Here is a 25,853-nt window from a genome sequence, read left to right on the forward strand (position 1 = left end):
CAGGGCTTAGGGTGCGGTACGTACGCCCCGGAAGCCCCGCCGGGCAATTCCGGCATTGGACGTAGTGGCCGCAAATTCCCGCTCTGAAGTATATATGAAGTAAAAGGTCAGGGAGTAGTCTCCCCCCCGCTCCCCGTAGCCGGTATTGGTGGGGGGCCACGTACTTACGTTGGAGGCACCGGTAGTGGTAAGTGTACCGTCTCCGTGCAGGCCATTGAAGGCTCGCCCGGTAGCGTTGCCTACCGTGACCGTAAGCTCGGATACGTTGCCGGCCAGGTCCATGGCTCCGTAGTAGCCAGCACCGCTGCGCTGCCGGGTCGGACTGGCGGGACTACCGGCTACCGCGCCCGTGCGCAGGGGCCCCTGGGCAGCCACTTCCGTGGGTTGCGTAAGGGAGTACACTACGTTACCAGCGGTAGTAGAGGGGTTGGAGATGCGCTCGGTGGCAAGGTCAAGATTCGCGATCGTGTAGGCGGTCTGAGCCCGGGTAGTAGTGCCCCATACGCCTTCGTCGGTCACGGAAGTCAGGGGGCCGCGGGCTGCTTTCTCGAACTCTAGCTCGGTCATGGGCCGCAGTCCCGACCAATCAAGAAAGGCCGCGCTACGGGCGGGGGATACAAAATTTACGGGGACAAAGGGCCGGGAGGTGCTCGCCGGACCGGAGCCCGACCAGGTGACCCCATTGCGGACTACGACGGCCTGACTGGCCTTACCGCTTGCATCCGTGATATCGAGGGTGGTCTGTTGCGTAGGGGTGAGCGTGTTGAAAAAGTCCACCCACTGCTGCTGGGTGACTTCGTACTTCATACAATAAAAGGCCTTAAACCCCTTCGGATATGCAGCGGGCAGCGTGCCATTATCGCCGCCGCCGCCAGCCGTACCGCCGGTACCGTACGTGAGGTTTCCCGCAGCCGTTCCGATCACGATGGGTGATTCTGACGTCACCCGGTAGACCACCGACCCGCCGCCGGAGTTGTTCCGAAGTAGAGGGTAAAACTTTTCCCCCTGCCCATCAGCCAGGTAGAAGGACGCCTGATTGACGTACACCATCTCAATGGCAAACACCTGTAGCGTTACCAGCGCATAGTCTTCAACTCCATCGGCCCCGTAGTCCCACAGCAACCGTACGTTGTCGAAATTTACCGCGCCGGTGCCGGCGGAGCTACGGTACACGAATGCTCCACGCTGGTCTGCAGTCAGGGCAATATTCGCACCCGTTACCCCGGCGGCTCCCAGAATAGTGGCGTGCTTCCACGGTCCGTCTCCCTCCCGGTACTTCACGAAGGTCCAGGCAGCGTCGTAATTACCCGGAGCGGTGGTGAGGCGCCAGCTGTTCTCCCAGCTGACGTCGAGATTTACGTACGCATACTGTGAATCCTTGAATAATTGGTCGATCCGGACATCGGATACCTGAATATTATTTGCCGGCAGACTAGTGACCAAGGCCAGTGTAAGCCACGTAATGAGAAGGAAACGGTTGCGCATAGGTAGAGAATGTAGGGTCAGTCGAGCACGACCAGTTTTTTACTGCTCACCGGACCGTCCGCCCGACGCAGTTGTACGACATAGGTACCCGTGGGTAAGCCCGCCGGTGCCAGCACCACCTCCCGGGAACCCTCGGCAGATAGCGTCCGCTCGATGAGAAGATGACCGGTTATGTTGAAGACGCGCAGCAGTGTTTCCCCCCGGTCCGGCGGACCGTTGAGCTGCAGCGTACAGCTGCCTCCGTAGGTGGGATTGGGGTAGAGATCGAACGACCAGTCCGTAGCAGTGAACTGCACCGTACGCACGCCGGAGTAGTGGGTGGCGCCGTCCAGGTCCGTAGTCAGGAGTCGGTAGTAGGATAATCCCGCCAGCGGCTGTTTGTCCGTCATAGCATAGGCAGTGGTGGCGGAGGAATCGGAGGGTGTGCCGCGCGCCGGTTGCCTTCCGATGGAAAGGAAGCGCACCCCGTCGGCGGAGCGCTCGACCGTAAGGTGTGCAACTGACTCTTCCCGCACAGTGTGCCATGCTAGGGCTACGCCTTGGGCTACTACGGTAGCGGTGAAGTCGAGCAGAGTCAGCGGCAGCGAGGGTTGTGCGGTAGCCGACTGGCTCTGCGCACTACCCGAGCCCGTGCCCCCACCGTACATCATACTGGTGGGGCTACCGGTCAGCGTGGTCTGCGGCGGCTGTTGGGTGGCTTCGCCCCGACCGGCTCCCCCCCGGTACTGGGACCGGGCGGTAGCGACCGACAGTAGACAGAGAAGGAGAAGGAGGAGGCGCATAGAAGATGGACTGGCGTTGAGGGATGGACCGGCTTAATTAGCGGGATAGGAGCGCACGCCCCGAAAACCGACTACCCCCTGGGCGAGATGATTGATGACCGGGTAGATGCGGCTGGAGAGGGCCATATCCGCCGCTCCCGTGCCGTAGCTGCCGCCCCGGGCACCCTGGGCTGCTCCTCCGTTAGTCCAACTGGCTTCATTGGCAAATCCATTGGGGGTAAGCTGTCCGTCACCGTGCTGTGCTACGAAGCTGCGCCCCGCAAGCGTACCTACCGTAACGATCGACTCGTACAGGTTGCCGGATAATTCCAGGATGCCGTAGAAACTTGCTCCGGCTTCCGCACGACGGAGTGATTGGGAATTGGCCGCAAAGATGCCGCACCTCAGAGGGCCATTAGTATTGGCATTAGCCGGGGAGGTCCTGATATAGGAGGCGCTCCCAGCGCCTATCGTATCGCGAGCATTGGTTACTTGCTCATTCGGTGTATCGACATTAGCCAGCAAGAAGCGTGCGCTAAGGTTCGCTGCCGTACCCCAGGCTCGTTCGCCAGCTACGGGAGCCACCGGGCCGCGCCCGGCCTTTTCATACTCCAGCTCCGTCATGGGCCGCAGTCCACTCCAGTCGAGGTAGGCATTGATCGTGGCGGTCATGACGAAGTTCATCGGTATGTCGGGTAGTGTAGTGGTGGCTTCGTTACCAGCCGTCCAGGCCAGGCCGTTGCGGTTCACCTCGCCCTGAGACGCTTTTGCGTCGAATATTCGTAGGCCGAGGGTGTCTTGCTGGGTCGCCGTAAGGGTATTGAAAAAGTCACGGTACTGCCGCTGTGACACCTCGTACTTCATACAGTAGAATGCTCGGTAGCCCTTGGGGTAAGCGGCCGGGATCGGTCCGGCCTGGTCCCCACTAAATTGACTCGTGGCGTAGTACAGGTTTCCCACCGCAGTCCCTACCGGGATACTTTCGGCCGAGGTTACGCGATAGGGAGTGCGCTGGGCGGCTTCCGACGTCACCCGGTAAAATTCCGAGGTGAGTCCGCCATTAGAGCCCAGCGAGAAGGGGCCCTCGGGCACGTAGACCATCTCAACGGCAAACACCTTCAGGGTCACGACCGCACCCTTGGGCAGGTTGTCGGCCGCATCGTCCCAGACCAGCACGATATCATTAAATGTAGAGGTACCGAAGCCGGGTGCAGAGCGGTAGATGAACGCCCCCCGTGTGTCCGCCGATAGGTCGATTTGCGCGCCAGTGGGTTGGCTATCCACCCCCTTGAGGGTAAGGTGCTGCCAGCCGCTGTTGCCCGCACGGTACTTGATGAATACCCAGGCGGCATCGTGGTTATCGGCCCCGCCCTCGATCCGCCAGCTGTTGCTCCACGTCAGGTCGAAGGACAGGGTCGTGGTGCCGGTACTCAGGTTGCGCCGAAGCGTCTGCGCATTCGAAACAAAGATGTCATTAGCCCAAGCCGTGGAGAGGTGCAGCAGGAATAGCACTGACAGGGTACACTGTTTCATTGGGATTAATTAGCATTCCCCCCGGGGCCCACTGCGTATAAACGCAAGCAGCCGTACCGGCATAAACCGGATCTGCGGTGGTTCGGAAGAACTTCGGTCCTCTAACTGGGTCCCTGGTATTAACCAGTGGACGGAGCCAAAACGGAAGCGAAACACACAAAATTATGTGTTGAAACTACTTTTTAAAGTCAACTGACTTCAACCGCCAGGTCAAGCTCCATTTTCGCTTGATCGTTCGCTTTGCCCCGCACCGGCGGCCCCGCCCACTGCCGTGCCCGTCCAGTCGGTCCCCTACCCTACCTTTGCCGCCCTTAACCCCTTAGCCCCCTTATACCCCCCGCTCCCATGTTCCGTACCCACACCTGCGGCCAGCTCCGCCTCCCCGACGCCGGCCAAGAAGTAACCCTCAGCGGCTGGGTCCAGGCCGGCCGGGATTTTGGCGGACTCACCTTCGTAGACCTGCGCGACCGCTACGGCATCACCCAAGTCGTATTCGACAGCGACGACGATGCCGCCCTGGCCGACCAGGCCGGTAAGCTGGGCCGCGAGTGGGTCGTGCAGGTGAGCGGGGAAGTGCGCGAGCGCACTAGCAAGAACCCCAACCGCCCCACCGGCGAGGTAGAGGTACTGGCCCGTACGCTCACCGTACTCAATAAATCGAAGGTGCCCCCCTTCACCATCGAAGACGAGACCGACGGGGGTGACGACCTGCGCATGAAGTACCGCTACCTGGACCTGCGCCGCGGGCCCCTGCAGCAAAACCTGCTCTTCCGCTCTAAACTGGCCCTGGCCGTGCGCGCCTACCTGGGCGGGCAGGACTTCGTAGAGGTAGAAACCCCCAACCTCATCAAGTCTACCCCCGAAGGAGCGCGCGATTTCGTCGTACCCAGCCGCATGAACGAGGGGCAGTTCTACGCCCTGCCGCAGAGTCCGCAGACCTTCAAGCAGCTGCTGATGGTGGCCGGCTACGACCGCTACTTCCAGATCGTGAAGTGCTTCCGCGACGAGGACCTGCGGGCCGATCGCCAGCCAGAATTTACGCAGATCGACTGCGAAATGGCCTTCGTGACCCAGGAGGACGTGCTGAATACCTTCGAGGGGCTCACCCGCCACCTCTTCAGCGAGGTCAAGCAGGTGGAGCTGGGCGACTTCCCCCGTATGCAGTACGACGAGGCCCTGCGCCGCTACGGCTCCGACAAGCCCGACCTGCGCTTCGGCATGGAGCTGGTGGACCTCAGCGCGGTAGCCCAGGGCAGGGGCTTCAAGGTGTTCGACGCGGCCGAGCTGGTGGTAGGCATCCGGGTACCGGGCAAGGCCGACCTGAGCCGCAAGCAGCTCGACGCGCTCACCGACTGGGTAAAGCGCCCGCAGATCGGTGCCCGGGGACTGGTGTACGCCAAGTTCAACGCCGACGGCAGTATTAAATCCAGCGTAGACAAGTTCTTCGATCAGGAAGCTTTGCAGGCCTGGGCCGCGGTCGCCGGTGCCGAGGCGGGCGATCTGCTGCTGGTACTGAGCGGGGAGGAGGAAGCTAGCCGCAAACAACTCGGCAGCCTACGCTTGCACGTAGCGGCGGAGCACGAGATGATCCCCGCCGGGGTGTTCAAGCCCCTCTGGGTGGTCGACTTTCCCCTACTGGAATGGAACGAAGAGAGCCAGCGCTTTCACGCCATGCACCACCCCTTCACCAGTCCCAAGCGGGAGGAAGTGGAGCGGATGCTGACCGGCGATCACGAAACCATGAAGGCCCTGAAGGCCGATGCCTACGACCTGGTCATCAACGGCGCGGAGATAGGTGGTGGCTCGGTGCGGATCTACGACCGGAGTCTGCAGGAGAAGAACTTTCAGTTGCTGGGCTTCACTCCCGAGGAGGCCGAGGCGCAGTTCGGTTTCCTGATGGGTGCCTTCGAGTACGGAGCGCCGCCGCACGCGGGCATTGCCTTCGGCTTCGACCGGCTGTGCGCGGTGATGAACGGACAGAGCTCGATCCGCGACTTCATTGCCTTTCCCAAGAATAACCAGGGCCGCGACGTGATGATCGACGCGCCGGCCCTGATCGATGCCAAACAGCTCGAAGAACTCGGCCTGAGCCTAGAGATTGCTGCGGAGAAACGTTAAAGTTTCGTATATCTATCAGAAAAAAGGTGTGGATCGATCCGAAGTATGGCCTGCGGCGTATATTTGTCGTACCGACTTGCACGACCGCGCACCTATTTGTATATGGTTTAGCTTTGTGTTCCGGTCTCCGGCTCGGTTATTGACACTATTGACGACAACACGTATTCACCTTTTTTTCTGATTTTAAGTGCGTGCCTCCTGGCAGTACTGCGTTAGGCTATGTGACACTATTGACACTGTTTACTGAACAACACTCCTTGTATTACTTGAGATTGTATCGTATAAGTTAACTACCATTCTAACGGGCGAGGGCGCTGCGGTTCACACCGGAGCGCCTTTCGCTTTTTTAGCGGGTCCGGCTCACCAGGCGGTAGACGGCCCGGTAGGTATCGTCCCGCTCCCCGTCCTTATCCTGATCCGTGATCCCGGTGAGCTGCAGGCGATCGCCCCGCAGATCGGGGTAGTAGGTATAGGTCACGTTAGGCTCGATCACCAGCAGGCTGTCCCCCTGGGTGCGCCAGATGCCGTGGGTTACGTTGGCTACCTGTCCGCTGCGCAGCCGGTGGGTACGCCGCAACTTACCGTCGGGCGTAAACACCGTACTGGGTGGCCTGACGCCGTACTTGCGCCCCCAGTCCGCCTCCTGGATCAGCTCGGCGTAGGCCGTATCCCCACCCTGGAAGCTGGCGTACTGTATATCTAGCTCAACCGTCTCCCAGGTCCCGAGCAGGTCGTTGGTCAGGTCACTGGAGGGGGCGGCCACCGTGGTAGTGGCGGGCACCTCTTCGCCCAGGCACGACGACAGGAGCAAACACAGCAAAGCGGAACGGAATAGTGTGGGGAGTAGCGACATAGTCCGGCAAATATCCAAAACCGCGCGGGATATAGCAGCCGGGCGGGTGAAATAGCGCATAGCGGACACTTTCCCGCTTCCGGCCGTATCTATCCGTCTGGGCCGGACGTTACCTTTATCCAGAGTTTTATCCCCCCGGTCTATGCTGCGCACCTTTACGCTACTTGTCTCTCTCCTCTTCGTCAGTTCGTTAGTCGCCCAGATGGCCACCCCCCGGGGGGAGCTGTACGGCAATGAGTGGGTCACGCCCGGTACCACCTACCTCAAGATCGCGGTGACCGAAGACGGTATGTACCGCCTGGACCCGGCCACGCTGCAGGCCGCCGGATTTGCCCTCACCGCCCCGGCCGCCGGCCAGTATATTCTACACCACTTCGGGCAGGCCGTGCCACTGGAGATCGCAGCGGACGGACTGTACTTCTACGGGCAGCAGGCACGGGGCGAGCTGGACACCTACCTGTTCGAGCAGGGGCAGCAGCAGCAGCTCAACCCCCGCTACGGCATGCACACCGATACGGCCGTGTACTACCTCAGTGTAGCAGCGGCAGGTACCGCAGCCCCACGCTTCACCACCGGGGGCGGGGCCGCGGGTGCGGGGCCGGTGAGCGAAACGATCTACCGGACGGCCGAGCGGGTGTTCAGTGACCACCAGAGTAAGTTCTACCGCCGCGACAATAGCAATACCATCCTGTTTTCCCACTACGAGCTGGCCGAAGGCTACGGCTCGCGCAAGAGCGGCGACCTGTTGTCTAGCAACGGCACTACGGAGACCGTCACCGAGCTCGACCTGCCCGCCGTGACCTCCGGCACCGCTACCCTGACGCTGCGGTACGGACTGGCCTTCGGAGACAACCACCTCCAGCAGATCTCCGTCAACGGTCAGCAACTCGACGAGCGGCGCAACCAGGACTGGAGCGTACAGACGCAGCAGTACACCTTCCCCGCTCAGGCCAGCGCGAATGTAAAGATCAAGGGCTTGGCCGGTGACCAGGACAAGGCGAATCTGGCCTATATCCAGATCAGCTACCCCGCTGCGACTACCCTAAGCGATGACCAGCTCTACTTCACCCTGCCGGCCGGCGGGGCCACGACCCTGCGCTTCGCCTCCCTGCCGGCGGGTACGCGGCTCTACGAGCTGAGTTCTGGTACGGTCTACCGCCCCGCCGGAGATGAATTTATCCTGCCCGCAGCAACTAGCGAACGCCGCTTTCAACTCATGGCCCGCGCACCCGCGCCCGCGGCCACCTCAACGGTTACGCTGGAGGAAACCCTTCCTGCGGCCGATGCGACCTACCTCATCCTGGCCAGCCGACGGTTAAGCGGTGCCGGCATCGATGCGGTAGCTGCCCACCGCAGTTCCGCCCTCGGGGGGAGCCACCACGTACACACCGTCTACGTAGAAGACCTGTACGACAGCTTTGGTTACGGCTACGGGCGGCATCCGCAGGCCATGAAGAATTATGTGGACGCTGCCCTGGCACAAGCCCCCGGCCTTCGGTACCTATTCATCATCGGTAAGGGCCGGGAGTACACCAGTCTGCGAAACGCGGCGGACCTGGCCGATGCGCAGGAGACCTTTTTCGTACCTGGCTACGGACTACCCGCCAGCGACAACCTCATTTCAGCACCGCTGGGCGAGGTGACCCCCCGGCTGGCGACCGGCCGACTGGCCGCTATCACGCCACAAGAAGTAGCCATCTACGCTACCAAGCTGCGCGCTGTCGAACAGCAGATCGAGCTGGCCGGACAGACCATCGAGGACCTGGACTGGATGAAGCAGGCCCTGTTCCTCGGGGGCGGCCAGTCGCCGAGTGAGCAGGCCTCCATCCGGTACAACCTGGGGACCATGGAGGACATCTTCGAGAAGAGCACCTTCGGGGGCAATGTCACCAGTGTGTTCCGTACCAGTTCCGATCCCATCGAGACCACCCGTCAGGAAGCCATCTTCGAGCGCATTAATGCAGGTACGTCCATCATTACGTTTTACGGGCACTCCAGCAGTCAGGGCTTCGACTTTAATATCGACAACCCGGACAACTACAACAACAAGGATAAGTACCCCTTCATGATGAGCCTCGGCTGCTACAGCGGCGACGCCTTCACGGAGTCTCGCAGTATCAGTGAGCGCTTCATTTTTCTGCCGGACGGTGGGGCTGTTACCTTTGCGGCCTCTAAGGGTATCGGCTTCATCAGCGCGCTGGGCGTATTCGGCCGGTCTGTGTTTGACCACGTCGGTAACGAGCAGTACGGACAGGGCATCGGAGATGCGCTAAAGGCCGTAGTGAGCGACTATGCCGGCACCAGCAACTATACCATGGGGCTATTGCTGGAGCAGTTTTCTCTGAGTGGTGACCCCGCATTTCGGTTCCACCCCCGGCCCGGTCCCGATGTGGTGATCGATCCCAGTCAGACCAGCGTAGACCCCAACGTGGTACCGGCTCAGGACACCTCCTTTATGGTTAAGCTGCGCACGCTCAATTTGGGCAGTAAGGCAGCGGACGTGCCCGATAGCCTACTGCTGCACTTTCGCCAGCAGCTTCCCTCCGGCGAAGTGCGCGACCTGACCGACTACCGAATGGCGGTGCCTTATTACGATGAGTCCGTCACCGTACAACTCCCAAATGTAGGGCTAGAAGCGGTGGGGGTGAACCGCCTGTTGATCACAGTAGACGCCGACGACCAGATCGCCGAGGCCCCCGCCGCTGCAGAAGCTAATAACGAGCTGCGCGTAGGTGATGCGCTGGGTACTCCCTTTACCGTCATTGCCAACACAGCCAAGACCGCCTATCCCCCACCCTATGCCGTGGTGGGTCCGGGGGTAGAGCTCATCGCTAGTTCCTCCGATCCGCTCGCGCCCGAGCGGCAGTACCGCCTGCAGGTTGCGCATGACCTAAGCTTTCGTAGCCCGATCGCGGACGTAAATATTGTATCCCCCGGTGGAGTCATCCGGTACACACCCACCTTCAGTTTGCAGGATAGCACCACCTACTACTGGCGTATTAGTCCCGATAGTACCAGTACGGAGGACGCCGGATTCATCTGGAGTCAGAGCAGCTTCACCTACCTGACTGACCAGACCGAGGATCGGGTGAGTTTTGCGTTACAGGACCCAGGTCAGTTGTCCAGTGGGACTATGAAAGACCTGATCGTCGACACCGGCGATCCCATCTGGCGGTACGGCCGAAACACCAACGACGTCCAGCTAAAGAATGCCGTATACCGGGACCGGAATCTTCCCGCGCTGGTCTGGAACGGTACGCGCTTTAACTCCCCGCACCCCTGGAGGGTGAGAGCCGGTGTACAGGTACTCGTGATCGACAGCACCAATAATAGCAGATGGGATATCAGTGGAGACGGAAGTTATAATTCCGTGCCCGGTCGGGCGGATCCCTGGAGCTTCGATACCCGGACCCCCGAGGGGCGCGAGGGCCTTATCCGTTTCTTACAGGAGGGCATCGAGCCGGGCCGGTACGTGTTCGTGTACTCCGCGCAGCGTGGCAGAGAAATCGAGTACCACAGCGACGCCTGGTTAGCGGACTCCGCCCGCGTGGGCCGTACGATTTACGGGGTACTGGAAGACGAGGGAGCCGAACAAGTGCGTCTGCTCCAGCAGTTGGGTTCCGTTCCCTATACCTTCGCCTACGTCAAGGGGAAAGGGGCCCTGGCGGAGGCCATCGCTTCGGACCAAGCATCCAGTACGGAGATACTAGTGCCCGTTTACGAAAACCGCTCCGTGGGTTACTATACGTCGGATCGTGTCGGCCCTTCATTGGAGTGGCGCGATATGACGATCCGCTTCCGCAACGACCACATCAGTGCGGCCGATAGTGCCTACTTCTACCTGTACGGAGAAACGGAGAGCGGACAACGCACCCTGCTCGAGCGTGGCCCGCTGATGCTCGGTGAGCAGCGGACCTACTCCTATGACCTAAGCGGCTACAGCGCACAGGCATATCCTTACTTACTCGCCAGCCTGGAGCTTTACGACGAGGTAGATCGCTCGGTAGCTTCCGTGGACGAGATCTATATCGACTACATCCGGCCCGGTGATGTGGCGGTAAGTCCCAGCATCGCCTATTCCGCGCCGGAGAGTCTGGCTCAGGGAGAATTATCGAAGTTCACCGTAGGCTACGAGAACCTCTCTCCGACAGCTATGGATAGTTTACTCATCGCCCTTACCGTAATTAATGAGCAGAACGACGTATCCGAGCTTAGCCAGCGGCAGGCCCCGGTAGATGGCCGGGGATCGGGTATCGTCACCTTCAACCTCCCCATCAGCGAACAGGATACGCGCATCCGCCTACAGCTCACCCTGAACCCCAACGGCGATCAGCCCGAAACCTTCACCTTCAACAACTTCCTGAATACGGACCTGGGGGTAGTTTCCGATCGTATCGCGCCCGACCTGAAAGTATACTACGACGGCCACCGCATCCGCGACGGCGAGCTCATCAGCGCCAAGCCCGAGATCCTAATGCAACTGCGCGACGAGAGCCCCTTCCGCCGCCTGGACGATTCGAGTGCCTACTTCATTCAACTCACCGCCCCCGATGGCGCGAAGGAGACCATCCGCATGGCCGACAGCCGGGTGGAATTCATCGCCGCTAACCCTGACGGAGAGAATATGGCCGAAGTATACTTCCGGCCCGAACTGCTACAGGACGGTACCTACTCGCTGGTCGTCCAGGCCAGCGACCGCTCCAAGAATGCCTCGGGTAAGCTGGCCTACCAGCAGTCCTTTGAAGTAGTTAACGCCCAGCTCATTACCAACGTGCTGACCTACCCCAACCCCTTCACCAGCCAGACCCGCTTCGTCTATACCCTCACCGGCAATGCCGCCCCCGACGTGTTCCGCATTCAGATCATGACGGTCAGCGGCCGGGTCGTGCGCGATATCGACCTGCTGGCCTACGAAGACATCAGCCCCGGCACCCACCAGACCGACTTCAGTTGGGATGGTACCGATGAGTATGGCGACTTGTTAGCCAACGGCGTATACCTCTACCGCGTCATTACCTCTGACGGGGAGGGCGACGCACTCGAGGCTTACGACAATGGTACCGATCAGTACTTCCGCAATGGCATTGGCAAGGTGGTTATCCTGCGGTGATCCGCATTTAGTACTATCCCGTGTAGATACACGACAAGTTTTGTATTTAGTAGATATTGCAAAATATTGTTCTACATAAATCTATGTAGACAATATTTTCGTATATTCAGGTAAGGTTATACAATATATCTTCATTTGTTGATGTATCTCACCTGTACTAAACTACTTACACTATGACATACACGTTGCCCACCGGGCAGGATTAGGGTAACACCCCTTCCCCCCCTCTCTTCCTTTTTATGATTTAGCTGTTTGGCGTGAGCTATCCGGTGGACTCCCTTTCGCGAGGGTCATCACTGGTAGCCCGGCCTCTAATCCCTCCTGGCTTCTTAGCTCGGACTAGGGGCGGTACGCAGGTACCCCCAACGGTGTAATTGTCCTTATCCACCCTCTTCCAGGGGTGTACTGCCTGGCTTGTGTCCGGGCTGAACGTCTGCTCCGCAGCCGACCACCCCCCTCATGCTTAAATACTATGACTATGAACTTCTACACATTACCTTACTTCGTCAGCTTGCTGCTGCTCTTCTCTTTCACCGCATCCGGTAAGCCTCCTGGGTCCGCAGCCTCCTGTGCCTGTGAGATCAGCAAGGTCAACGATAAGCTGAGCTATTCTCCGGCTTGCAGCGTACCGGAGGACATTTGTACATTGGTTCTCCACGAGGGAGTCGGCGCGGTAGACCTGACCGCCTTTATCGACCTGCGCGATGTGTACATCAAGTTTCATGATCATACCCATCCTACCCTGCTAGCCAGTGCGCTAGTCAGCAAGCATACCCGCCTGGAAGTGACTGACCGCAACGTTCGTCTCGACGTGGTTGCCGGAGGGGCAGTAGTTGGTAGCCTGGTCGGTCCGGAGATCGCAGACTACTACAATACGGCATTCCTGAGGCTTGATCTGTTGGTATGCCTAAGCATCAACATTACCCTATTTTCGGTCGACCAACCCTATACCGGAGCCTGTCAGTTCAACACTGGTGGCATTTTACCCGTCACGGTAACGTACTTCAGTGCCATTGCCCATCCCGAGGGAATAGCGCTGCAGTGGGAGACGGCTGATGAGACCGACAATGACTATTACCGGCTGCTACGCAGTACCGATGCCACTTCGTTTACCCATCTGACCTCCATCAGCGGTAGGGGTACTACGGGGCAGGTAAGTACCTACCACCACCTTGATCGAACCCCCACCAGTAGTGCAACCCTCTACTACCAACTGGAACAGGTCGACTTCGACGGAACCGTACGGCAGCTCGGCATCCGTGCCGTTACTATGGGGGAATACCATACACCGCTGGTTGCTTACCCTAATCCCATCTCGGCAGCAGGGGATCGGCTACACTTAACCGGTCTGCCGAAGGAGGGTCCCCGTAGGGCAGTATTGCGACATACTAATGGAAGTAGCGTATCTCAACTGACTATTGGCCCCGACGGGACGCTTGCGCTACCGATCGGTGTCCGGCCGGGCCTATATATGCTACAGGTAGGCACTACCACGCTACGCCTTAGTATAGCGCCCTGAGCGCGGCTAGCGCTGCACCCGGTACAGGGTCACCTCCTTCACCCACAGACCGGTCTCGACACCGGTCTGGGTGGGGGTACTGATAGTGAGTTCGCTGCTGCCCGCAGGTATGCTTAGAATACCGAGCTCGTGTTCCGCCCAATCGTAGGGGTACACCTCCTTGCGTTCAACGCGGTCGGCGACGGGAAGTTGCTCCACCTTGGTTGCCGGGAGGGTGGCCTCCAGCGGGGGGCCATTTTCTGCCCGAAGTATTACTGCCTGACCTACATCAGGCTTATATCCAGGGTCCTCACCCCGGTCAACATGTACCCCAGTTGACGCAGCATTCAGTGCGTAACGTAAGGTAACGGCGTAATTGGCCGCGCGGTCGGTGGTAATCGGCCAGTATGCACCGTCTATCCCCAGGTCCACAAAGAAGTCGTTGGCCCAGCCATATGTATCCCGGAAGTGGGTACGCCCCAGCGGTTCGCCCTCATGGGCCAGCAGGCGTACCGGCCCCGGGGCCGCGTCCAGGGCTATCTGGGGAGCCACCAAGTCCGGCCTGCCAATACTGAGTGCGAACTTTTGGTAAGTAGCGGCTAGTAGCGCACCGGTATCGCCAGCAGTAGTGTAGATATTGGTAGTCTGGCCGGGATCGCGGGACAGATCGTAGAGTTCATGGCTAGTACTATCCCGCGCTACGTACAGGTACTGGCTATCGCGCATACTGCCAGGGTAGCCCGTGTAGTCGTAGCCCTGTTGAAAGGCGTACACGTAACGCTCGGTGAGCTGTCCGCCGTCAAGCAGCGGCTTCAGGCTCACGCCATCCAGGTCCTCCGGTACCGGCTCACCGAGTAGGTCGAGTAGCGTAGGCAGCAGGTCGATATGTGCAGCCGGAGTAGTGAATACCCGCCCGTTGGCCGGATGGTCACCGGGGAGTTTGATGCTGAAGGGGACCCGCACGCTTCCCTCGTCTACCTGCCCCTTAGTGCCTTTGAGTCCCATCCGGTAGCGGTTGCCGTTGGGTCCGTTGTCGGTGGCAAATACTACGATGGTGTTCTCTAGCTTTCCTGCGGCCCGCAGCCGGTCGAGCAGCTCGCCGATCCGGTCGTCGACGGATTCTACCATGGCGTAGATACCGGCATTGTAATCGCTCAGGCCCCGCGCCTGCTTACGCTCCCAGTACCGGTCGGCCACCTGCACGGGGGTATGCGGCGCTTGGTAAGTAAGCATACAGAAGAAGGGTTGCGGGGTATGTACCATAAACTGGGCCGCTGAGTCGGACAGGATTTGCGTCAGATCGCCCACAAAGGGGACCGGCTCATCCCGCTCGTCGCGCAGTTCCCCCCGAAAGTAGTCGTTAAAGTGCCCCAGGGTGAAGCCCAGGAATTCGTCGAAGCCCTGTCCGCCCGGGTGGTAGGGAAAGGTCGCTCCGTTATGCCACTTGCCGTACAGTCCGGTGCGGTAACCCAGGCGCTGCAGCTGCTCGGCTAGGGTGACGACCCCATCATCCATAGTCTCGCGCCGCCGCGTCACGAATACGGCCCCGGTACGCGGGTGGTACTGTCCGCTCAGAAAGCTGGCCCGCGTGGGTGCACAGACCGGACTGACGTAGAAGCGGTCGAATTTGGCACTAGACTGCAGCAGGGCATCCATATTCGGCGTACTGATGCTATCGTTACCGTGCAGAGACAGGTCGCCGATGCCCTGATCGTCCGTCAGGATGAAGAGGATGTTCGGACGTTCAATTCCCCCGGAAGTATCCTCCTCCAGCCCGGTAACCGTCGATGTAGTGCAGGTACAGAGGAGTAAGCCAAACAGGGCCAGGAGGCAGGTGCGCATACTAGCTAAAGTAAGTCGATTCGCAGCTTAGCTATCCTGCTAGATTAGCTGATCCGATCGCTGTGCAGCCTACCTTGACAGTATGCCCCGGCCAGGCTATCAGCGACTGCTAGTGGCAACCAGCAGAGCTTTTCTACCTTTAGTACATACCACCTCCTATCCAGTATGCTCATTCGTCTGCTATGCTGCTGTTTCCTGACGGGCGCGCTCAGCGCCCAGCCTCTCCTTGACACCCTAGCCGTGAAGGTCTGTGATTGCATGCACGCTACGCCCGAACTCGTCTACCCCCGCCTGCAGGCCAACCGCTGTGTACTCACGATCAGCACCGCCTACGCCAGTCGTATCCGTGCCGAACTGCAGCTATCGCCCCGTAAAGCCAGCGACCGCCGCCGTCTCGGGGAACTGCTGGTAGAGCCACTGACCGCCGACTGCCCCCTACTACGCGCCCTCGCTCCCGGAACCCTCGAACCCGAGCTTCACTACAGTGACTTCCCCCTGCTGAAAAAAGCCCGACTCCCCAAGGTGGATAAGGAGCCTCCGGCTAGTCCGGCGGCCACCACTACGCGGGAAGTGCCTACCCTCTTGCGGGCCAGCGGCACCCTTACGCAGCTCCCCAACGGAGACCGACTGCGCGTGCTGCTTGCCGAAGGAAGCACCCAGACGTTCACCCTACCCCGGGCCATCGCACGCCGCCTGACCCTCACTCGCGGACAGCCCATCACGGTAGTCTACCGCGAAGACTGGCGCACGGACGGATACCACATCAAGCTCACCGTCGTTCGTATTGAATAAGTCGATTAGTTGCTTTCAGAAAAAACTGAAAGTTGACTGAGGTGTTGAATAGACGTCCCCAATCTCCCCACACATGCACACGCCGTCCGTAGCCATGGTCCTTCGCGACCCGACCCTTTCTCCGCACCTGCGCGCCGCCGCCCGCAAGATTTACGACGGTGTACGGCTGACCCCGGCCGACGGCCTGCTGCTGTACGAAGAAGCCCCCCTCGGCTACCTCGGTGCACTGGCTAACTACGTCAGGGAACAGAAGCACGGTGACCGCACCTACTTCAACCGTAACTTCCACGTGGAGCCTACCAATGTGTGTCTGTACACCTGTAGCTTCTGCAGCTACAGCCGGCGCATGAAGAAGCGGGAAGACGGCTGGGAGTACAGCCTGGAGGACATCATGGACATCGTCAAGAAGTACGACGATACGCTGGTGACCGAGGTCCACATCGTAGGAGGCGTGCTGCCGCAGTACGATGTACCCTTCTACACCGAGCTGTTTCAACGCATCAAGGCCCACCGCCCGGAACTGCACATCAAGGCGCTGACGCCGGTGGAGTACCACTATATTTTTAAAAAAGCCAAGATCAGCTACGAAGAGGGCATGCGCCTGATGAAGGAGGCCGGTCTGGACAGTATGCCCGGCGGCGGTGCCGAGATCTTCGCCGATGAGATCCGCGACCAGATCGCCGGTGGCAAGTGCTCGGGCGAGCAGTGGCTCCGCATCCACGAGATCTGGCACGAGCTCGGCATGCGCTCCAACGCGACCATGCTCTACGGCCATATCGAGAACTACGGGCACCGCATCGATCACCTGGAGAAGTTGCGGGCACTACAGGACAAGACGGGCGGCTTCCAGACCTACATCCCCCTCAAGTTCCGCAACGAGAACAACGAGCTCAGTCACCTGCCCGAGACCACCGTCGTGGAGGATCTGCGCAACTACGCCATCGGCCGGCTGTACCTCGACAACTTCGACCACGTGAAGGCCTACTGGCCCATGATCGGCCGCACTACCGCCCAGCTCAGCCTGGCTTTTGGTGTCGACGACCTGGACGGCACTATCGACGACACCACCCGCATCTACTCCATGGCCGGCGGCGAGCAGCACCCAGCCATGAGCACCGAAGACCTGGTGAAGATGATCCGCTCCGTCGGCCGCCAACCCATCGAGCGCGACACCCTCTACGGTGTACTGAAGGACTTCACGGACGTGGGGTTTGCCAGCGACAAGGAGTACCGGGGGTATACGGCCCTACCGGTCGTTTAGCCCTTCCCCACCCCACTACCAAACTATGAAGACCATCTACCTCGTCCGCCACGGACAGACCGACTACAACCTACGCGGCATCGTGCAGGGCAGCGGCGTCGACGCCAGCCTCAACCACACGGGGGAGACGCAGGCGCGCCACTTCTACCGGCATTATAAAGACACGAACTTCGATGTCGTACTCACCAGCGTACTCAAGCGCAGCTGGGAAACCGTACAGGGCTTCATCGACGACGGCATACCCTGGGAAAAGCACATCGACATCAACGAGATCTGCTGGGGCAGCCACGAGGGTAAGGCCGGCACCAAGGAAAGCATCGCCGAGTACAAGCGCGTCAAGGACGAGTGGGCCGCCGGCGAGCTGGACGGTCGCATCGGCGGCGGCGAGAGTGCCCGGGAGCTCAATGAGCGGCTGCAGCGCTTCATCACCCACCTGAGCGACCGCCCGGAAGACAAGCTCCTGATCTGTAGCCACGGCCGCGCGATGTGTGCCCTGGTAACACTGATGATGGGTAGGCCCATCAGCATGATGAACGAGTTGGTGCACCATAACCTAGGCCTCTGGATCGGTGAACTGCAGCCCGACGGACTGTACAAATTCAGCCTGCAGAACGACCGCACCCACATCCCCGAACCCCTAACCCTCGGCAAATGGTAGCCCGGTCCGCACCGCACCGCCTGGTGGCCGTCAGCTACCTCAATACGAAGCCGCTGCTGTACGGCCTGCTGCGTAGTCCCATCAGCGACACGCTGGCGATGGACCTGGCGATCCCGAGCGAGTGCGCCCGGCAACTGGTGGAGGGGGAAGCGGACATTGCCCTGGTGCCCGTAGCCGTACTGCCCGAGCTGCCCTACTACGAGATCATCAGCGACTACTGCATCGGAGCGGACGGGGCCGTGGCCACCGTCTGCGTATACGGCGACGTACCGCTGGAAGAGATGACCCACGTATACCTGGATCACCACAGTCGCACCTCCGTCATGCTCACCCGCCTGCTGCTGGAGGAGTACTGGCAGCACGAGGTCACCTTCCTGGATGCCGAAGACGGCTACATCGACCACATCAACGGCAGCATTGGCGGCCTGGTCATCGGGGACCGTACGATCGGACTCGATAAGCGCTTCCAGTACGTCTACGACCTGGGCGCAGCCTGGAAGGATCACACCGGACTTCCCTTCGTCTTCGCCGCCTGGGTGACCACCAAGAAGCTACCGAAATCCTTCATTGCCGACTTCAACGCCGCCCTGAAGGAAGGTCTTGATCACCTGCCGCAGCTGCAGCTCCTGCTCCCCTCCCCCAGTCCGGATTTCGACCTCACGGACTATTTCACCCACCACATCGACTACATCCTCGATCAGGGCAAGCGCAGGGGCATGGATCGTTTTTTGGACTATGTCGCTGCGGCTCTGGTCGTCTAGCTTCCGGGCATACTGAGGGTAATGCTTCCTCCACGACTGAAGCTCGAGCCGACGACGGCACGGTAGCGCTGTTCGAACTCCCTGGCGACGTTTCGACCGTACGTTTTGTCGTTGATGGTAAGGCTGTTGCGCTCAGCGCGAAGCTTCTTCACTGGCTCATTGTCGATAATACCTTCTAACTGCAGCTCACGGATCAGCGCTCCGAGCTGATTCTCCATTTGGTCGAGAGAGGGGTTGGGAGTGAGTGCCCCCTGCGCTTCGCCGGATTCAGGTTCAAGTTCTTCACGCATACGCTCCAGGTGTTGTTCCAGCTCCTCCTGCAAGTCGCGTAGTTCACGTAGATCATTGAGCCGTTCGATCGCCTCGTCACTAAACCTTGCCTCCTGCAGAGCCCGCAGCCGCTGCCCGGTGATTCCCTGCTGTCGGAGGCTCTGGAGAACACCGTCACGGATTCCCATCAAATATGACCGCTTGCTGATCAGTTCCCGCGGCGTATTCATGTAAAGCCTGATGAATGTGTCCTGCTCGAATCCCCCCTCGAAATTATTAATTACAATACTCGTATCGGCCGTAGCATTTCGCATCATAGTTTCCATATCTACGGACTCCAGCGCCTGATTGGCGATCCACTGCAGGCTGTCCAATGAGTGCGTCAACCACTTAGCCCTACCCACCGACGCTAGCGCCCGCTCGGCGATCCGGTGCAGGCTATCCGGTGGAAAGTCGAAGTGCCATTCGTTGTCGAAGCGGAAGGGCTCGGCCGGCGGCTGTACACCGAGGAGCTCTTCAGCTAAGGCTTCATTCTCTTCAAATTCGTCGGGGGGCACCGCCTGGCCGTCGATCTCAAGCTCCTGAATCTCGCGGTCTGCGACCTTGAGCTTGGTCACCTTGCCGTTCGATATTCTGGTCACTTCGTGGGTGCCCGGCGGCAGGGTATCCGGGGCGGGGAGCGCGGGTGCGGAGATGGGAGTGGTGGCTACGGGCAGAGGCTCCATGACCTCCTCTAGCTGCGGGGTATAGACGGCCGTTGCGATTAGGCACAGCAGGGCAAGTAGGGGCAGTAAAAACAGTCGGTTGTTCATGGTGTAGTTGCGTTCTTGGTGATGAATGAAGCGGCGGACGCGGGCCAGTAGGCCGCCCCCATCCGTTAGGGAGAGCACCGTGGCGGGGGCAGTCTCTGCGGATGCAGCCTGCTCGCCGTAGTGCAGCAGGGCCCGGGCATAGGGTAGCTTACCCGGTCCGTAGGCCAGCACCAGATCGTCGCAGCAATGCTCGCGTTCTTCGCGGATGCGGGCCCCGATCCAGTGCACGGCCGGGTGGTAGTAAAACAGCACTTCGATCAGGCACTGCAGCAGGTTGAAGTAGTGATCGTAGCGGCGCAGGTGGGCCAGTTCGTGCAGGATGACGGTTTCGGTCTCCTCGGTAGTTAGCTGATTGACGAGCGCGATCGGTAGCAGCAAGATGGGTTTGAGGTGACCGACGAGCATGGGCCCGGTAATACCCTCCCCGGTACGGAGGTGGAGCGGACCCCGGTAGCCCAGTCGGTCGGCCAGCCGTTGTACGGTCCGGCGCAGCGGCTCGGGTACCGCCCCCCGGAACGAACGTTGCATCCGGCGGACGCGCCAAAAAGATATAGCCAAACGCAGGGCACCTACGAATACGGCGATCAGCCAGCAGGCAACTAGCGCAGTCATCCAGAAGTCTGGATCGGTGAAGCGGTCGTAGGCGGGGGAAGTGTCTGAGGGGAAGCCTACGTAAGCGATTACGTACTGCTGCATGGAACTCTCCAGGTGGCCGGTAGGCGTATAGTACCAGGCGAAGGTGGCCGCCGACAGGGCGAGCTGTAGCAGCAGTGCGCCGTAGGCTGTGCGGTACCTGCCGGCCGCGCTCAGCGTACCGTAGCGCGACACGCCCCAGAGGAGCAGGGCCAGCAACGTAGCCTGCCAGAGCGAGTGGAGCAGCGTGGTGCCCAGTGCGGTGATCTCAGCCATGGGTGCGGTCGTTTTCGAGGCGGGTAATGAGATCCTTAATCTCGGCCAGCTCTTCGGGGGTGGCCTGTCCATCGCCCAGTGCGCGCAGTACCAGCTCCGAGCGGGAGCCGCCGAAGGTGTTGGCTACAAAGCGACCGAGCAGACTGCGCTGGGTCTTCTCCTGCTTGGCGGCAGCGGTATAGATGTGACTGCGCTGGCTCTCGTCACGGGTCACCAGGCCCTTTTCCGCCATGAGCTGCAGTAGCTTGAGGGTAGTGGTGTAGCCGATGGCGCGATCCGGTGGGTCGCTCTGGGCAGCCAGGGTATTGAGCGCTTCGTTGACGGCGCGTACCGTGGTGGGTCCCTGGATCCAGAGGACCTGGAGGATGGCGAGTTCACTTTCAGTCGGCGTCATGTACGAATAGTTTCGTACAAATATATACGAAATGGTTCGTAGTTGCAAATTTGCCTGTCGTTGGCCGAGCTATACGAAGTTTTGCTCGTCCGCCGACGGGCAGGATCACTCCACCTCCTCGGCCGACGAAGGAAGCTGCGCAACCGTCGGCGGACGAGGGGCTATGCCTTTCCCAAAGTGATGCCGAAGGTGGAACCCAGCCCCGCCGTGCTGCGCACGTTGATCGTCTGCTGGTGGGCCTCCATGATGTGCTTGACGATGCTGAGCCCGAGGCCGCTGCCGCCCTTCTGTCGGCTGCGGCTTTTGTCTACCCGGTAGAAGCGGTCAAAGACGTGCGGCAGGTGCTTTTCCGGGATGCCGATGCCGTTGTCCGATACCTCGCACAGGATGTAGGTATCCATGTCGTAGAAGCCGAAGCGGGTCGCCCCCCCCTGGTTGCCGTACTTGATGGAGTTGGTGACCAGGTTGATGAGTACCTGCCGGATGCTCTCGCGGTCGGCCTCCACGATAAAGCCCTGTCCGGCCCCCTCCTTGAAACCCAGGGTGATACCCGCCTCGCGGGCCTTTAGGTCTACCTCTTCGATCACCTCCTGGGCCAGCCCCTTGATGTCGAAGGGCTCGGGGTCGAACATCAGATCGCCCGCCTCCAGGCGACTGATCGCGCTCAGGTCCTCCACGATGGTCTGTAGCCGCTCCACGTTCTTGGCGGCCTTTTTGATGAAGGACTTCGTGATCTTCTTGTCCTCGTAGCCGTGGTCCATCAGGGTATGCAGGTAGCCCTGGATATTGAAGATGGGTGTTTTGAGCTCGTGGCTGATATCGCCCACGTACCGCCTCCGGTACTCGGCAAAGCGCTCGTACTGGTCGATCTGCTCCTGCTGGTTTTCGGCCCATTCGGCGACTTCCTGCTCCACTTCCTCGATGATCGGCTGGTCGGGATCGATGCCCTCCCGCTTCACGTCGTGGCCCACCTTCTGATTGTGGATCGTCTTGTAGATCAGCTTGATCTTGCGGTAGATATAGTGGTCCAGCGTAGCCAGCACGATGCCGTAGCTAATGGCCGCGGCCGCAGGTGCAAGGCAGAGCGCCAGCCACCAACTGAAGGGTACTGCGGGCAGGGCCATGAGCAGCAACAGCACGGCCTCCGTGGCCAGCCCGATGTAGACGGCGGTCCGGATGGATATCTCCCGGGGTGTACTGTTCTTCAGCATGGTGGATCGCACGCGGCGCGGCGGCGGTTAAAATTCGAATTTATAGCCGATGCCCTTGATCGTTTTAATGTAGTGGTCACCGAGCTTCTCGCGCAGCTTACGGATGTGCACGTCGATGGTGCGGTTACCTACGATCACGTCCGTACCCCACACCTTATTGAAGATCTCTTCCCGACTGAACACCTTGCCCGGCTTAGAGGCGAGTAGGGTCAGCAGGTCGAACTCCTTTTTGGCCAGCTCGATGGTCTGATCCTTGCGGCGTACGACGATGCGTTCCAGGTCGATCTCCAGGTCCCCGATGCTGATCACGCTGGCCGCTTCCTCCTCCTGGCGGGCGTTACGGCGCAGCAGGGCCTTGACCCGGCTAATGAGTACCCGCGGCCGGATGGGCTTGGTGATGTAGTCGTCGCCGCCAATATCGAGGGCTGCGATCTGGCTGTAGTCCTCCTCCCGGGCAGTAAGAAAAGTGATGACAGTATTGTCGAAGCTCGTATCGGTGCGCAGTTGCCGGCAGACCTCCACGCCGTCCATAATGGGCATCATGATGTCGAGTACGATCAGGTCGGGTCGGAACGCGTGGGCCAGTTTCAGGCCTTCCTCGCCGTTGCCGGCCGTGGCTACTTCGAAGCCCTCCTTGCGCAGGTTGAACTCCAGAATCTCCAGAATATCGGGCTCGTCATCGACTAAAAGTATCCTCGGCGGGGTAGCGGGCATGCGGTGGGGGGAGTTTAGGGCGGGGTAAAGTTAGCCTAAGTGTATAGCTTGCAGCTTAATTCCGCGTTAAGCACAGGTAAAGCCACTCAGAACTAAGCAAGGTGAAGCACGTATATCTGGTCCGTCACGCCAAGAGCAGCTGGGCCGACCCCGACCTCAAGGACCACGACCGCCCCCTCAACGGCCGCGGCCGCTCGGACGCCCCCCGCATGGCCGCCCGCCTCAAGAAAGAAGGCGTCAAGATCGACGGCATCCTCACCTCCAGCGCCAAGCGCGCTCGGCAGACCGCCCAGTCCTTCGCCGAAGCCTACGGACTGGGGAAGGACCACGTGCTCAAGGAAAAAAAGCTCTACCACGCCGGCCCCAAGACCATCGAACGCTGCATTCAACAGCTGCCCGATGACTGGTCCACCGTACTGGTCTTCGGCCACAACCCCGGCTACACCGAGGCCGCCAACGCCCTGAAGAACGACGACTACATCGGCAATGTCCCCACCTGCGGCATTGTCGGCAGCAAGGCGGATACCAAGAAATGGTCCAAGTGGAAGCTCACCGAAGCCAAGCGCACGCTGTTCTATTCTCCTAAAGACGCAAAGTGACCGTAGTCCGGCTTCTGCTGCTGCTCCCGCTCCTCCTCGCCACCAGCTGTGCGAGTCTGGACCCCGGTCCGCCCCCCGTAGACATCGTGGCCCTTTCCGAAGTGATCGCCGACCTACAGCTCGCGCAGTCCATCACCACAGAGATCCCGGTTGCGGTACGCGATTCCATGCAGGCGGTGTACCACGAATCCGTGCTGGCCGAGCACGGCCTCACCCGCCGGTCCTTCGACAGCCTGCTGTGGATCGTCCGCCAGGAGCCGCAGTGGATCGATACGGTGTATTCGCGGGCTGGGGAGCTTATTGCGCGGAAGATGGTAGAATAATAGACCCAGGCGCGATGCGCCGGGGGTAGACCGCTAAAGCGGCGTAGAACGCTGCACCCTACACCGAACCACGCGGTAGCTCTACCCCGGCGAAGCCGGGTCTACTAAGCCGAAGGCGATCTACCCCGTAGGGTCTATCGAGCCGATAGGCGACCCAACTCCCGTACCTTTGCAGCAATGAGCAAGTTCATCGTCTCCGCCCGCAAGTACCGTCCCGTTCGCTTCGATGAGGTGGTGGGGCAGCAACACGTCTCGCAGACCCTGAAGAATGCCCTGCAGACCGATCACCTGGCACACGCCTTTTTGTTCTGCGGACCGCGGGGCGTAGGCAAGACGACCTCGGCGCGCATTCTGGCTAAGGTGCTTAACTGCCAGAACCGCACGGCAGACTATGAGCCCTGCAACCAATGCAGCAGCTGCGTGGCGTTTAATAACAATGCCAGTCTCAATATCACGGAGCTGGATGCGGCGAGCAACAACTCGGTGGATCACATCCGGGCCCTGACCGAGCAGGTGCGCTTCCAACCGCAGCAGGGGGAGTACAAGGTGTTCATCATCGATGAGGTCCACATGCTCTCGACCCAGGCCTTCAATGCTTTTTTGAAGACGCTGGAGGAGCCGCCCTCCTACGCGGTGTTTATTCTGGCTACGACGGAGAAGCACAAGATCATCCCTACCATCCTGTCGCGCTGTCAGATCTTCGACTTCAAGCGAATCCAGCCGCATAACATCATCGAACACCTGCAGGGGATCTGTACGCAGGAGGGTATCACGGCAGATGAGGAAGCTCTCCACATCATTGCCCAGAAAGCGGACGGCGCACTGCGGGATGCACTGTCTATCTTCGACCGGATCGTGAGCTTCAGTGGGGATAGGATCACCTATGAGGCCGTGATCGAGAACCTCAACGTACTCGACTACGACTACTACTTCCGGGCGGTGGACTATGTGCTGACCGAGGACCGCGCCGGCATGCTGCTCCTGTTCGACGAGGTGCTGCGCCGGGGATTCGACGAGGATCTATTTCTCAACGGACTGGCCGCTCACGTACGCGACCTGCTGGTCTGTAAGGATCCCGCCACCCTCAAGCTTCTCGAAGTAGGTGAGCGCCTACGCACCCGCTACCACCAGCAGGCTGCCATCGCCCCTCCCGACCTACTGCTAACCGTGCTCGACCTGGCCAACGACTGCGACCTCCACTTCAAGGTAGCCCGAAACAAGCGGCTTCACGTAGAGATGAGTCTGCTGCGCATGGTGACCATCCGCCGGGCTTTCCGCAACGAGCCGGTCCACCTCACGCCCGCGCTAGCCGACACCGCACCTGCGGCCGCGCCCCTCCCTCCAGCTGACGAATCACCTCAGGAGGTAAGCGAAACTGCCCCAGGCACCCCCATGGAGCCAGATTTAGAGGAAGAACCCGCGCTGGAAGAAACGCCCCCCGTAGAAGAACTACAGCCCGTACCCGACGCGGCCCCTACCCCACCCACGCCAACGGCCTTCGCTGCCCTTGACATGGGCAGTATGCTAGCCGAAGCGGCCGAAGAACTGGAGGCGACCGTACCCCTCGGGGATCTGCCCGAACTCGACGATGAGACCCTGCGCGGTGCCTGGGATGCCTTCATCCTAGAGCATAAGGAGACTACCCTGGCGCTGTTTATGAAACAGGCGCTGCCGCTGGTGGAGGGAGACGACGAGCTGAAGGTCAAACTGGGCTCCTCGCGTGCGCTGGCTTCTCTGCGCGACGATAGTACGCTGATCGCCTATTTGCGGGAGGTATTTGCCCGACCCAACCTGGCCATGACGCTGGAGGAGGACGAGAGTCTCAAACCGGTACAGACCAAGACCAAGAAGCGGCTGACGGCCAAGGACAAATTTCTGGCGATGCGCGATAAGAATCCGGCGCTGGAGGAGCTGCGGCGGCGATTCGATTTGCGGCCGGAGGAGTAGGA

The 25,853-nt window shown here is 60.2% G+C and carries 19 protein-coding genes; 10 read left to right on the top strand and 9 right to left on the bottom strand.

The window, feature by feature from the left end:
• Positions 1 to 6: 6 nt before the first annotated feature.
• Genes MJQ68_RS16050 through MJQ68_RS16060 form a run of 3 tightly spaced genes read right to left on the bottom strand, consistent with a single transcriptional unit; the run spans position 7 to position 3,779 of the window.
• Positions 7 to 1,485: an SUMF1/EgtB/PvdO family nonheme iron enzyme gene (locus tag MJQ68_RS16050; protein WP_238752173.1), complete on the bottom strand. Its 1,479-nt coding sequence runs from the start codon at positions 1,483 to 1,485 to the stop codon at positions 7 to 9.
• 17 nt (positions 1,486 to 1,502) lie between these two features.
• Positions 1,503 to 2,267 (bottom strand): T9SS type A sorting domain-containing protein, encoded by a 765-nt coding sequence (locus MJQ68_RS16055; protein ID WP_238752174.1) that lies wholly within the window; start codon positions 2,265 to 2,267, stop codon positions 1,503 to 1,505.
• Positions 2,268 to 2,300: 33 nt separating this feature from the next.
• Entirely contained in the window at positions 2,301 to 3,779 is a 1,479-nt protein-coding gene (locus MJQ68_RS16060; RefSeq protein WP_238752175.1) for an SUMF1/EgtB/PvdO family nonheme iron enzyme, read from the bottom strand.
• A gap of 345 nt (positions 3,780 to 4,124) precedes the next feature.
• Between MJQ68_RS16060 and aspS the strand changes: the two genes are divergently transcribed.
• Positions 4,125 to 5,897 (top strand): aspartate--tRNA ligase, encoded by a 1,773-nt coding sequence (aspS, locus tag MJQ68_RS16065; RefSeq protein WP_238752176.1) that lies wholly within the window; start codon positions 4,125 to 4,127, stop codon positions 5,895 to 5,897.
• Between the two features lie 346 nt (positions 5,898 to 6,243).
• Here aspS and MJQ68_RS16070 read toward each other — a convergent pair whose 3' ends face one another.
• Positions 6,244 to 6,750 (bottom strand): hypothetical protein, encoded by a 507-nt coding sequence (locus MJQ68_RS16070; RefSeq protein ID WP_238752177.1) that lies wholly within the window; start codon positions 6,748 to 6,750, stop codon positions 6,244 to 6,246.
• A gap of 142 nt (positions 6,751 to 6,892) precedes the next feature.
• Between MJQ68_RS16070 and porU2 the strand changes: the two genes are divergently transcribed.
• Together porU2 and MJQ68_RS16080 are read left to right on the top strand one after the other, a co-directional pair.
• A complete protein-coding gene (porU2, locus tag MJQ68_RS16075; RefSeq protein WP_238752178.1) occupies positions 6,893 to 11,860 on the top strand; it encodes a putative type IX secretion system sortase PorU2 in 4,968 nt (1,655 codons plus the stop codon).
• A 478-nt stretch (positions 11,861 to 12,338) separates the two neighbouring features.
• The gene (locus MJQ68_RS16080) at positions 12,339 to 13,379 is read left to right on the top strand and encodes a hypothetical protein (protein WP_238752179.1); all 1,041 of its coding nucleotides are present in this window, start codon (positions 12,339 to 12,341) and stop codon (positions 13,377 to 13,379) included.
• Between the two features lie 6 nt (positions 13,380 to 13,385).
• Here MJQ68_RS16080 and MJQ68_RS16085 read toward each other — a convergent pair whose 3' ends face one another.
• The gene (locus tag MJQ68_RS16085; RefSeq protein WP_238752180.1) at positions 13,386 to 15,200 is read right to left on the bottom strand and encodes a sulfatase-like hydrolase/transferase; all 1,815 of its coding nucleotides are present in this window, start codon (positions 15,198 to 15,200) and stop codon (positions 13,386 to 13,388) included.
• A gap of 165 nt (positions 15,201 to 15,365) precedes the next feature.
• Here MJQ68_RS16085 and MJQ68_RS16090 point away from each other — a divergent pair, with 165 nt between their 5' ends.
• From MJQ68_RS16090 to MJQ68_RS16105, 4 genes are all read left to right on the top strand, one after another.
• Positions 15,366 to 15,992, top strand: a complete 627-nt coding sequence (locus MJQ68_RS16090) for a hypothetical protein (protein ID WP_238752181.1) — start codon at positions 15,366 to 15,368, stop codon at positions 15,990 to 15,992.
• Positions 15,993 to 16,065: 73 nt separating this feature from the next.
• Entirely contained in the window at positions 16,066 to 17,253 is a 1,188-nt protein-coding gene (gene mqnE / locus MJQ68_RS16095) for an aminofutalosine synthase MqnE (protein WP_238752182.1), read from the top strand.
• Between the two features lie 25 nt (positions 17,254 to 17,278).
• The gene (locus tag MJQ68_RS16100; RefSeq protein WP_238752183.1) at positions 17,279 to 17,911 is read left to right on the top strand and encodes a histidine phosphatase family protein; all 633 of its coding nucleotides are present in this window, start codon (positions 17,279 to 17,281) and stop codon (positions 17,909 to 17,911) included.
• A complete protein-coding gene (locus MJQ68_RS16105; RefSeq protein ID WP_238752184.1) occupies positions 17,905 to 18,672 on the top strand; it encodes a menaquinone biosynthetic enzyme MqnA/MqnD family protein in 768 nt (255 codons plus the stop codon). The genes MJQ68_RS16100 and MJQ68_RS16105 overlap by 7 nt, the downstream gene beginning before the upstream one ends.
• Here MJQ68_RS16105 and MJQ68_RS16110 read toward each other — a convergent pair.
• The 4 genes from MJQ68_RS16110 to MJQ68_RS16125 form a co-directional block, all read right to left on the bottom strand.
• On the bottom strand, positions 18,669 to 20,663 hold the full coding sequence (locus MJQ68_RS16110) for a M56 family metallopeptidase (RefSeq protein WP_238752185.1): 1,995 nt from the start codon (positions 20,661 to 20,663) through the stop codon (positions 18,669 to 18,671). The genes MJQ68_RS16105 and MJQ68_RS16110 overlap by 4 nt on opposite strands.
• Positions 20,656 to 21,057 carry a BlaI/MecI/CopY family transcriptional regulator gene (locus tag MJQ68_RS16115; RefSeq protein ID WP_238752186.1) on the bottom strand — a complete coding sequence of 134 codons (402 nt, stop codon included), beginning with the start codon at positions 21,055 to 21,057 and terminating at the stop codon, positions 20,656 to 20,658. The genes MJQ68_RS16110 and MJQ68_RS16115 overlap by 8 nt, the downstream gene beginning before the upstream one ends.
• A 161-nt stretch (positions 21,058 to 21,218) precedes the next feature.
• On the bottom strand, positions 21,219 to 22,280 hold the full coding sequence (locus tag MJQ68_RS16120) for a sensor histidine kinase (RefSeq protein WP_238752187.1): 1,062 nt from the start codon (positions 22,278 to 22,280) through the stop codon (positions 21,219 to 21,221).
• Between the two features lie 15 nt (positions 22,281 to 22,295).
• Positions 22,296 to 22,982, bottom strand: a complete 687-nt coding sequence (locus MJQ68_RS16125) for a response regulator transcription factor (RefSeq protein WP_238752188.1) — start codon at positions 22,980 to 22,982, stop codon at positions 22,296 to 22,298.
• A 101-nt stretch (positions 22,983 to 23,083) separates the two neighbouring features.
• Between MJQ68_RS16125 and MJQ68_RS16130 the strand changes: the two genes are divergently transcribed.
• The 3 genes from MJQ68_RS16130 to dnaX all read left to right on the top strand — a co-directional run bounded on the left by MJQ68_RS16130 (position 23,084) and on the right by dnaX (position 25,851).
• Positions 23,084 to 23,581, top strand: a complete 498-nt coding sequence (locus MJQ68_RS16130; RefSeq protein WP_238752189.1) for a SixA phosphatase family protein — start codon at positions 23,084 to 23,086, stop codon at positions 23,579 to 23,581.
• Positions 23,578 to 23,904, top strand: coding sequence for a hypothetical protein (locus MJQ68_RS16135; protein WP_238752190.1), 327 nt, complete (start codon positions 23,578 to 23,580; stop codon positions 23,902 to 23,904). Before MJQ68_RS16130 ends, MJQ68_RS16135 begins: the two co-directional genes overlap by 4 nt.
• A gap of 177 nt (positions 23,905 to 24,081) precedes the next feature.
• The gene (gene dnaX / locus MJQ68_RS16140; protein WP_238752191.1) at positions 24,082 to 25,851 is read left to right on the top strand and encodes a DNA polymerase III subunit gamma/tau; all 1,770 of its coding nucleotides are present in this window, start codon (positions 24,082 to 24,084) and stop codon (positions 25,849 to 25,851) included.
• The last annotated feature ends 2 nt before the right edge of the window (positions 25,852 to 25,853 follow it).

Source organism: Neolewinella maritima (genome assembly GCF_923081025.1).
In the GTDB taxonomy this organism is placed as follows: Bacteria; Bacteroidota; Bacteroidia; order Chitinophagales; family Saprospiraceae; genus Neolewinella; species Neolewinella maritima.

Coding starts and splice junctions, on each gene's coding strand:
- MJQ68_RS16050 (WP_238752173.1), bottom strand. CDS start 1,485: ATGCGCAACCGTTTCCTTCTCATTACGTGGCTTACACTGGCCTTGGTC.
- MJQ68_RS16055 (WP_238752174.1), bottom strand. CDS start 2,267: ATGCGCCTCCTCCTTCTCCTTCTCTGTCTACTGTCGGTCGCTACCGCC.
- MJQ68_RS16060 (WP_238752175.1), bottom strand. CDS start 3,779: ATGAAACAGTGTACCCTGTCAGTGCTATTCCTGCTGCACCTCTCCACG.
- aspS (WP_238752176.1), top strand. CDS start 4,125: ATGTTCCGTACCCACACCTGCGGCCAGCTCCGCCTCCCCGACGCCGGC.
- MJQ68_RS16070 (WP_238752177.1), bottom strand. CDS start 6,750: ATGTCGCTACTCCCCACACTATTCCGTTCCGCTTTGCTGTGTTTGCTC.
- porU2 (WP_238752178.1), top strand. CDS start 6,893: ATGCTGCGCACCTTTACGCTACTTGTCTCTCTCCTCTTCGTCAGTTCG.
- MJQ68_RS16080 (WP_238752179.1), top strand. CDS start 12,339: ATGAACTTCTACACATTACCTTACTTCGTCAGCTTGCTGCTGCTCTTC.
- MJQ68_RS16085 (WP_238752180.1), bottom strand. CDS start 15,200: ATGCGCACCTGCCTCCTGGCCCTGTTTGGCTTACTCCTCTGTACCTGC.
- MJQ68_RS16090 (WP_238752181.1), top strand. CDS start 15,366: ATGCTCATTCGTCTGCTATGCTGCTGTTTCCTGACGGGCGCGCTCAGC.
- mqnE (WP_238752182.1), top strand. CDS start 16,066: ATGCACACGCCGTCCGTAGCCATGGTCCTTCGCGACCCGACCCTTTCT.
- MJQ68_RS16100 (WP_238752183.1), top strand. CDS start 17,279: ATGAAGACCATCTACCTCGTCCGCCACGGACAGACCGACTACAACCTA.
- MJQ68_RS16105 (WP_238752184.1), top strand. CDS start 17,905: ATGGTAGCCCGGTCCGCACCGCACCGCCTGGTGGCCGTCAGCTACCTC.
- MJQ68_RS16110 (WP_238752185.1), bottom strand. CDS start 20,663: ATGGCTGAGATCACCGCACTGGGCACCACGCTGCTCCACTCGCTCTGG.
- MJQ68_RS16115 (WP_238752186.1), bottom strand. CDS start 21,057: ATGACGCCGACTGAAAGTGAACTCGCCATCCTCCAGGTCCTCTGGATC.
- MJQ68_RS16125 (WP_238752188.1), bottom strand. CDS start 22,982: ATGCCCGCTACCCCGCCGAGGATACTTTTAGTCGATGACGAGCCCGAT.
- dnaX (WP_238752191.1), top strand. CDS start 24,082: ATGAGCAAGTTCATCGTCTCCGCCCGCAAGTACCGTCCCGTTCGCTTC.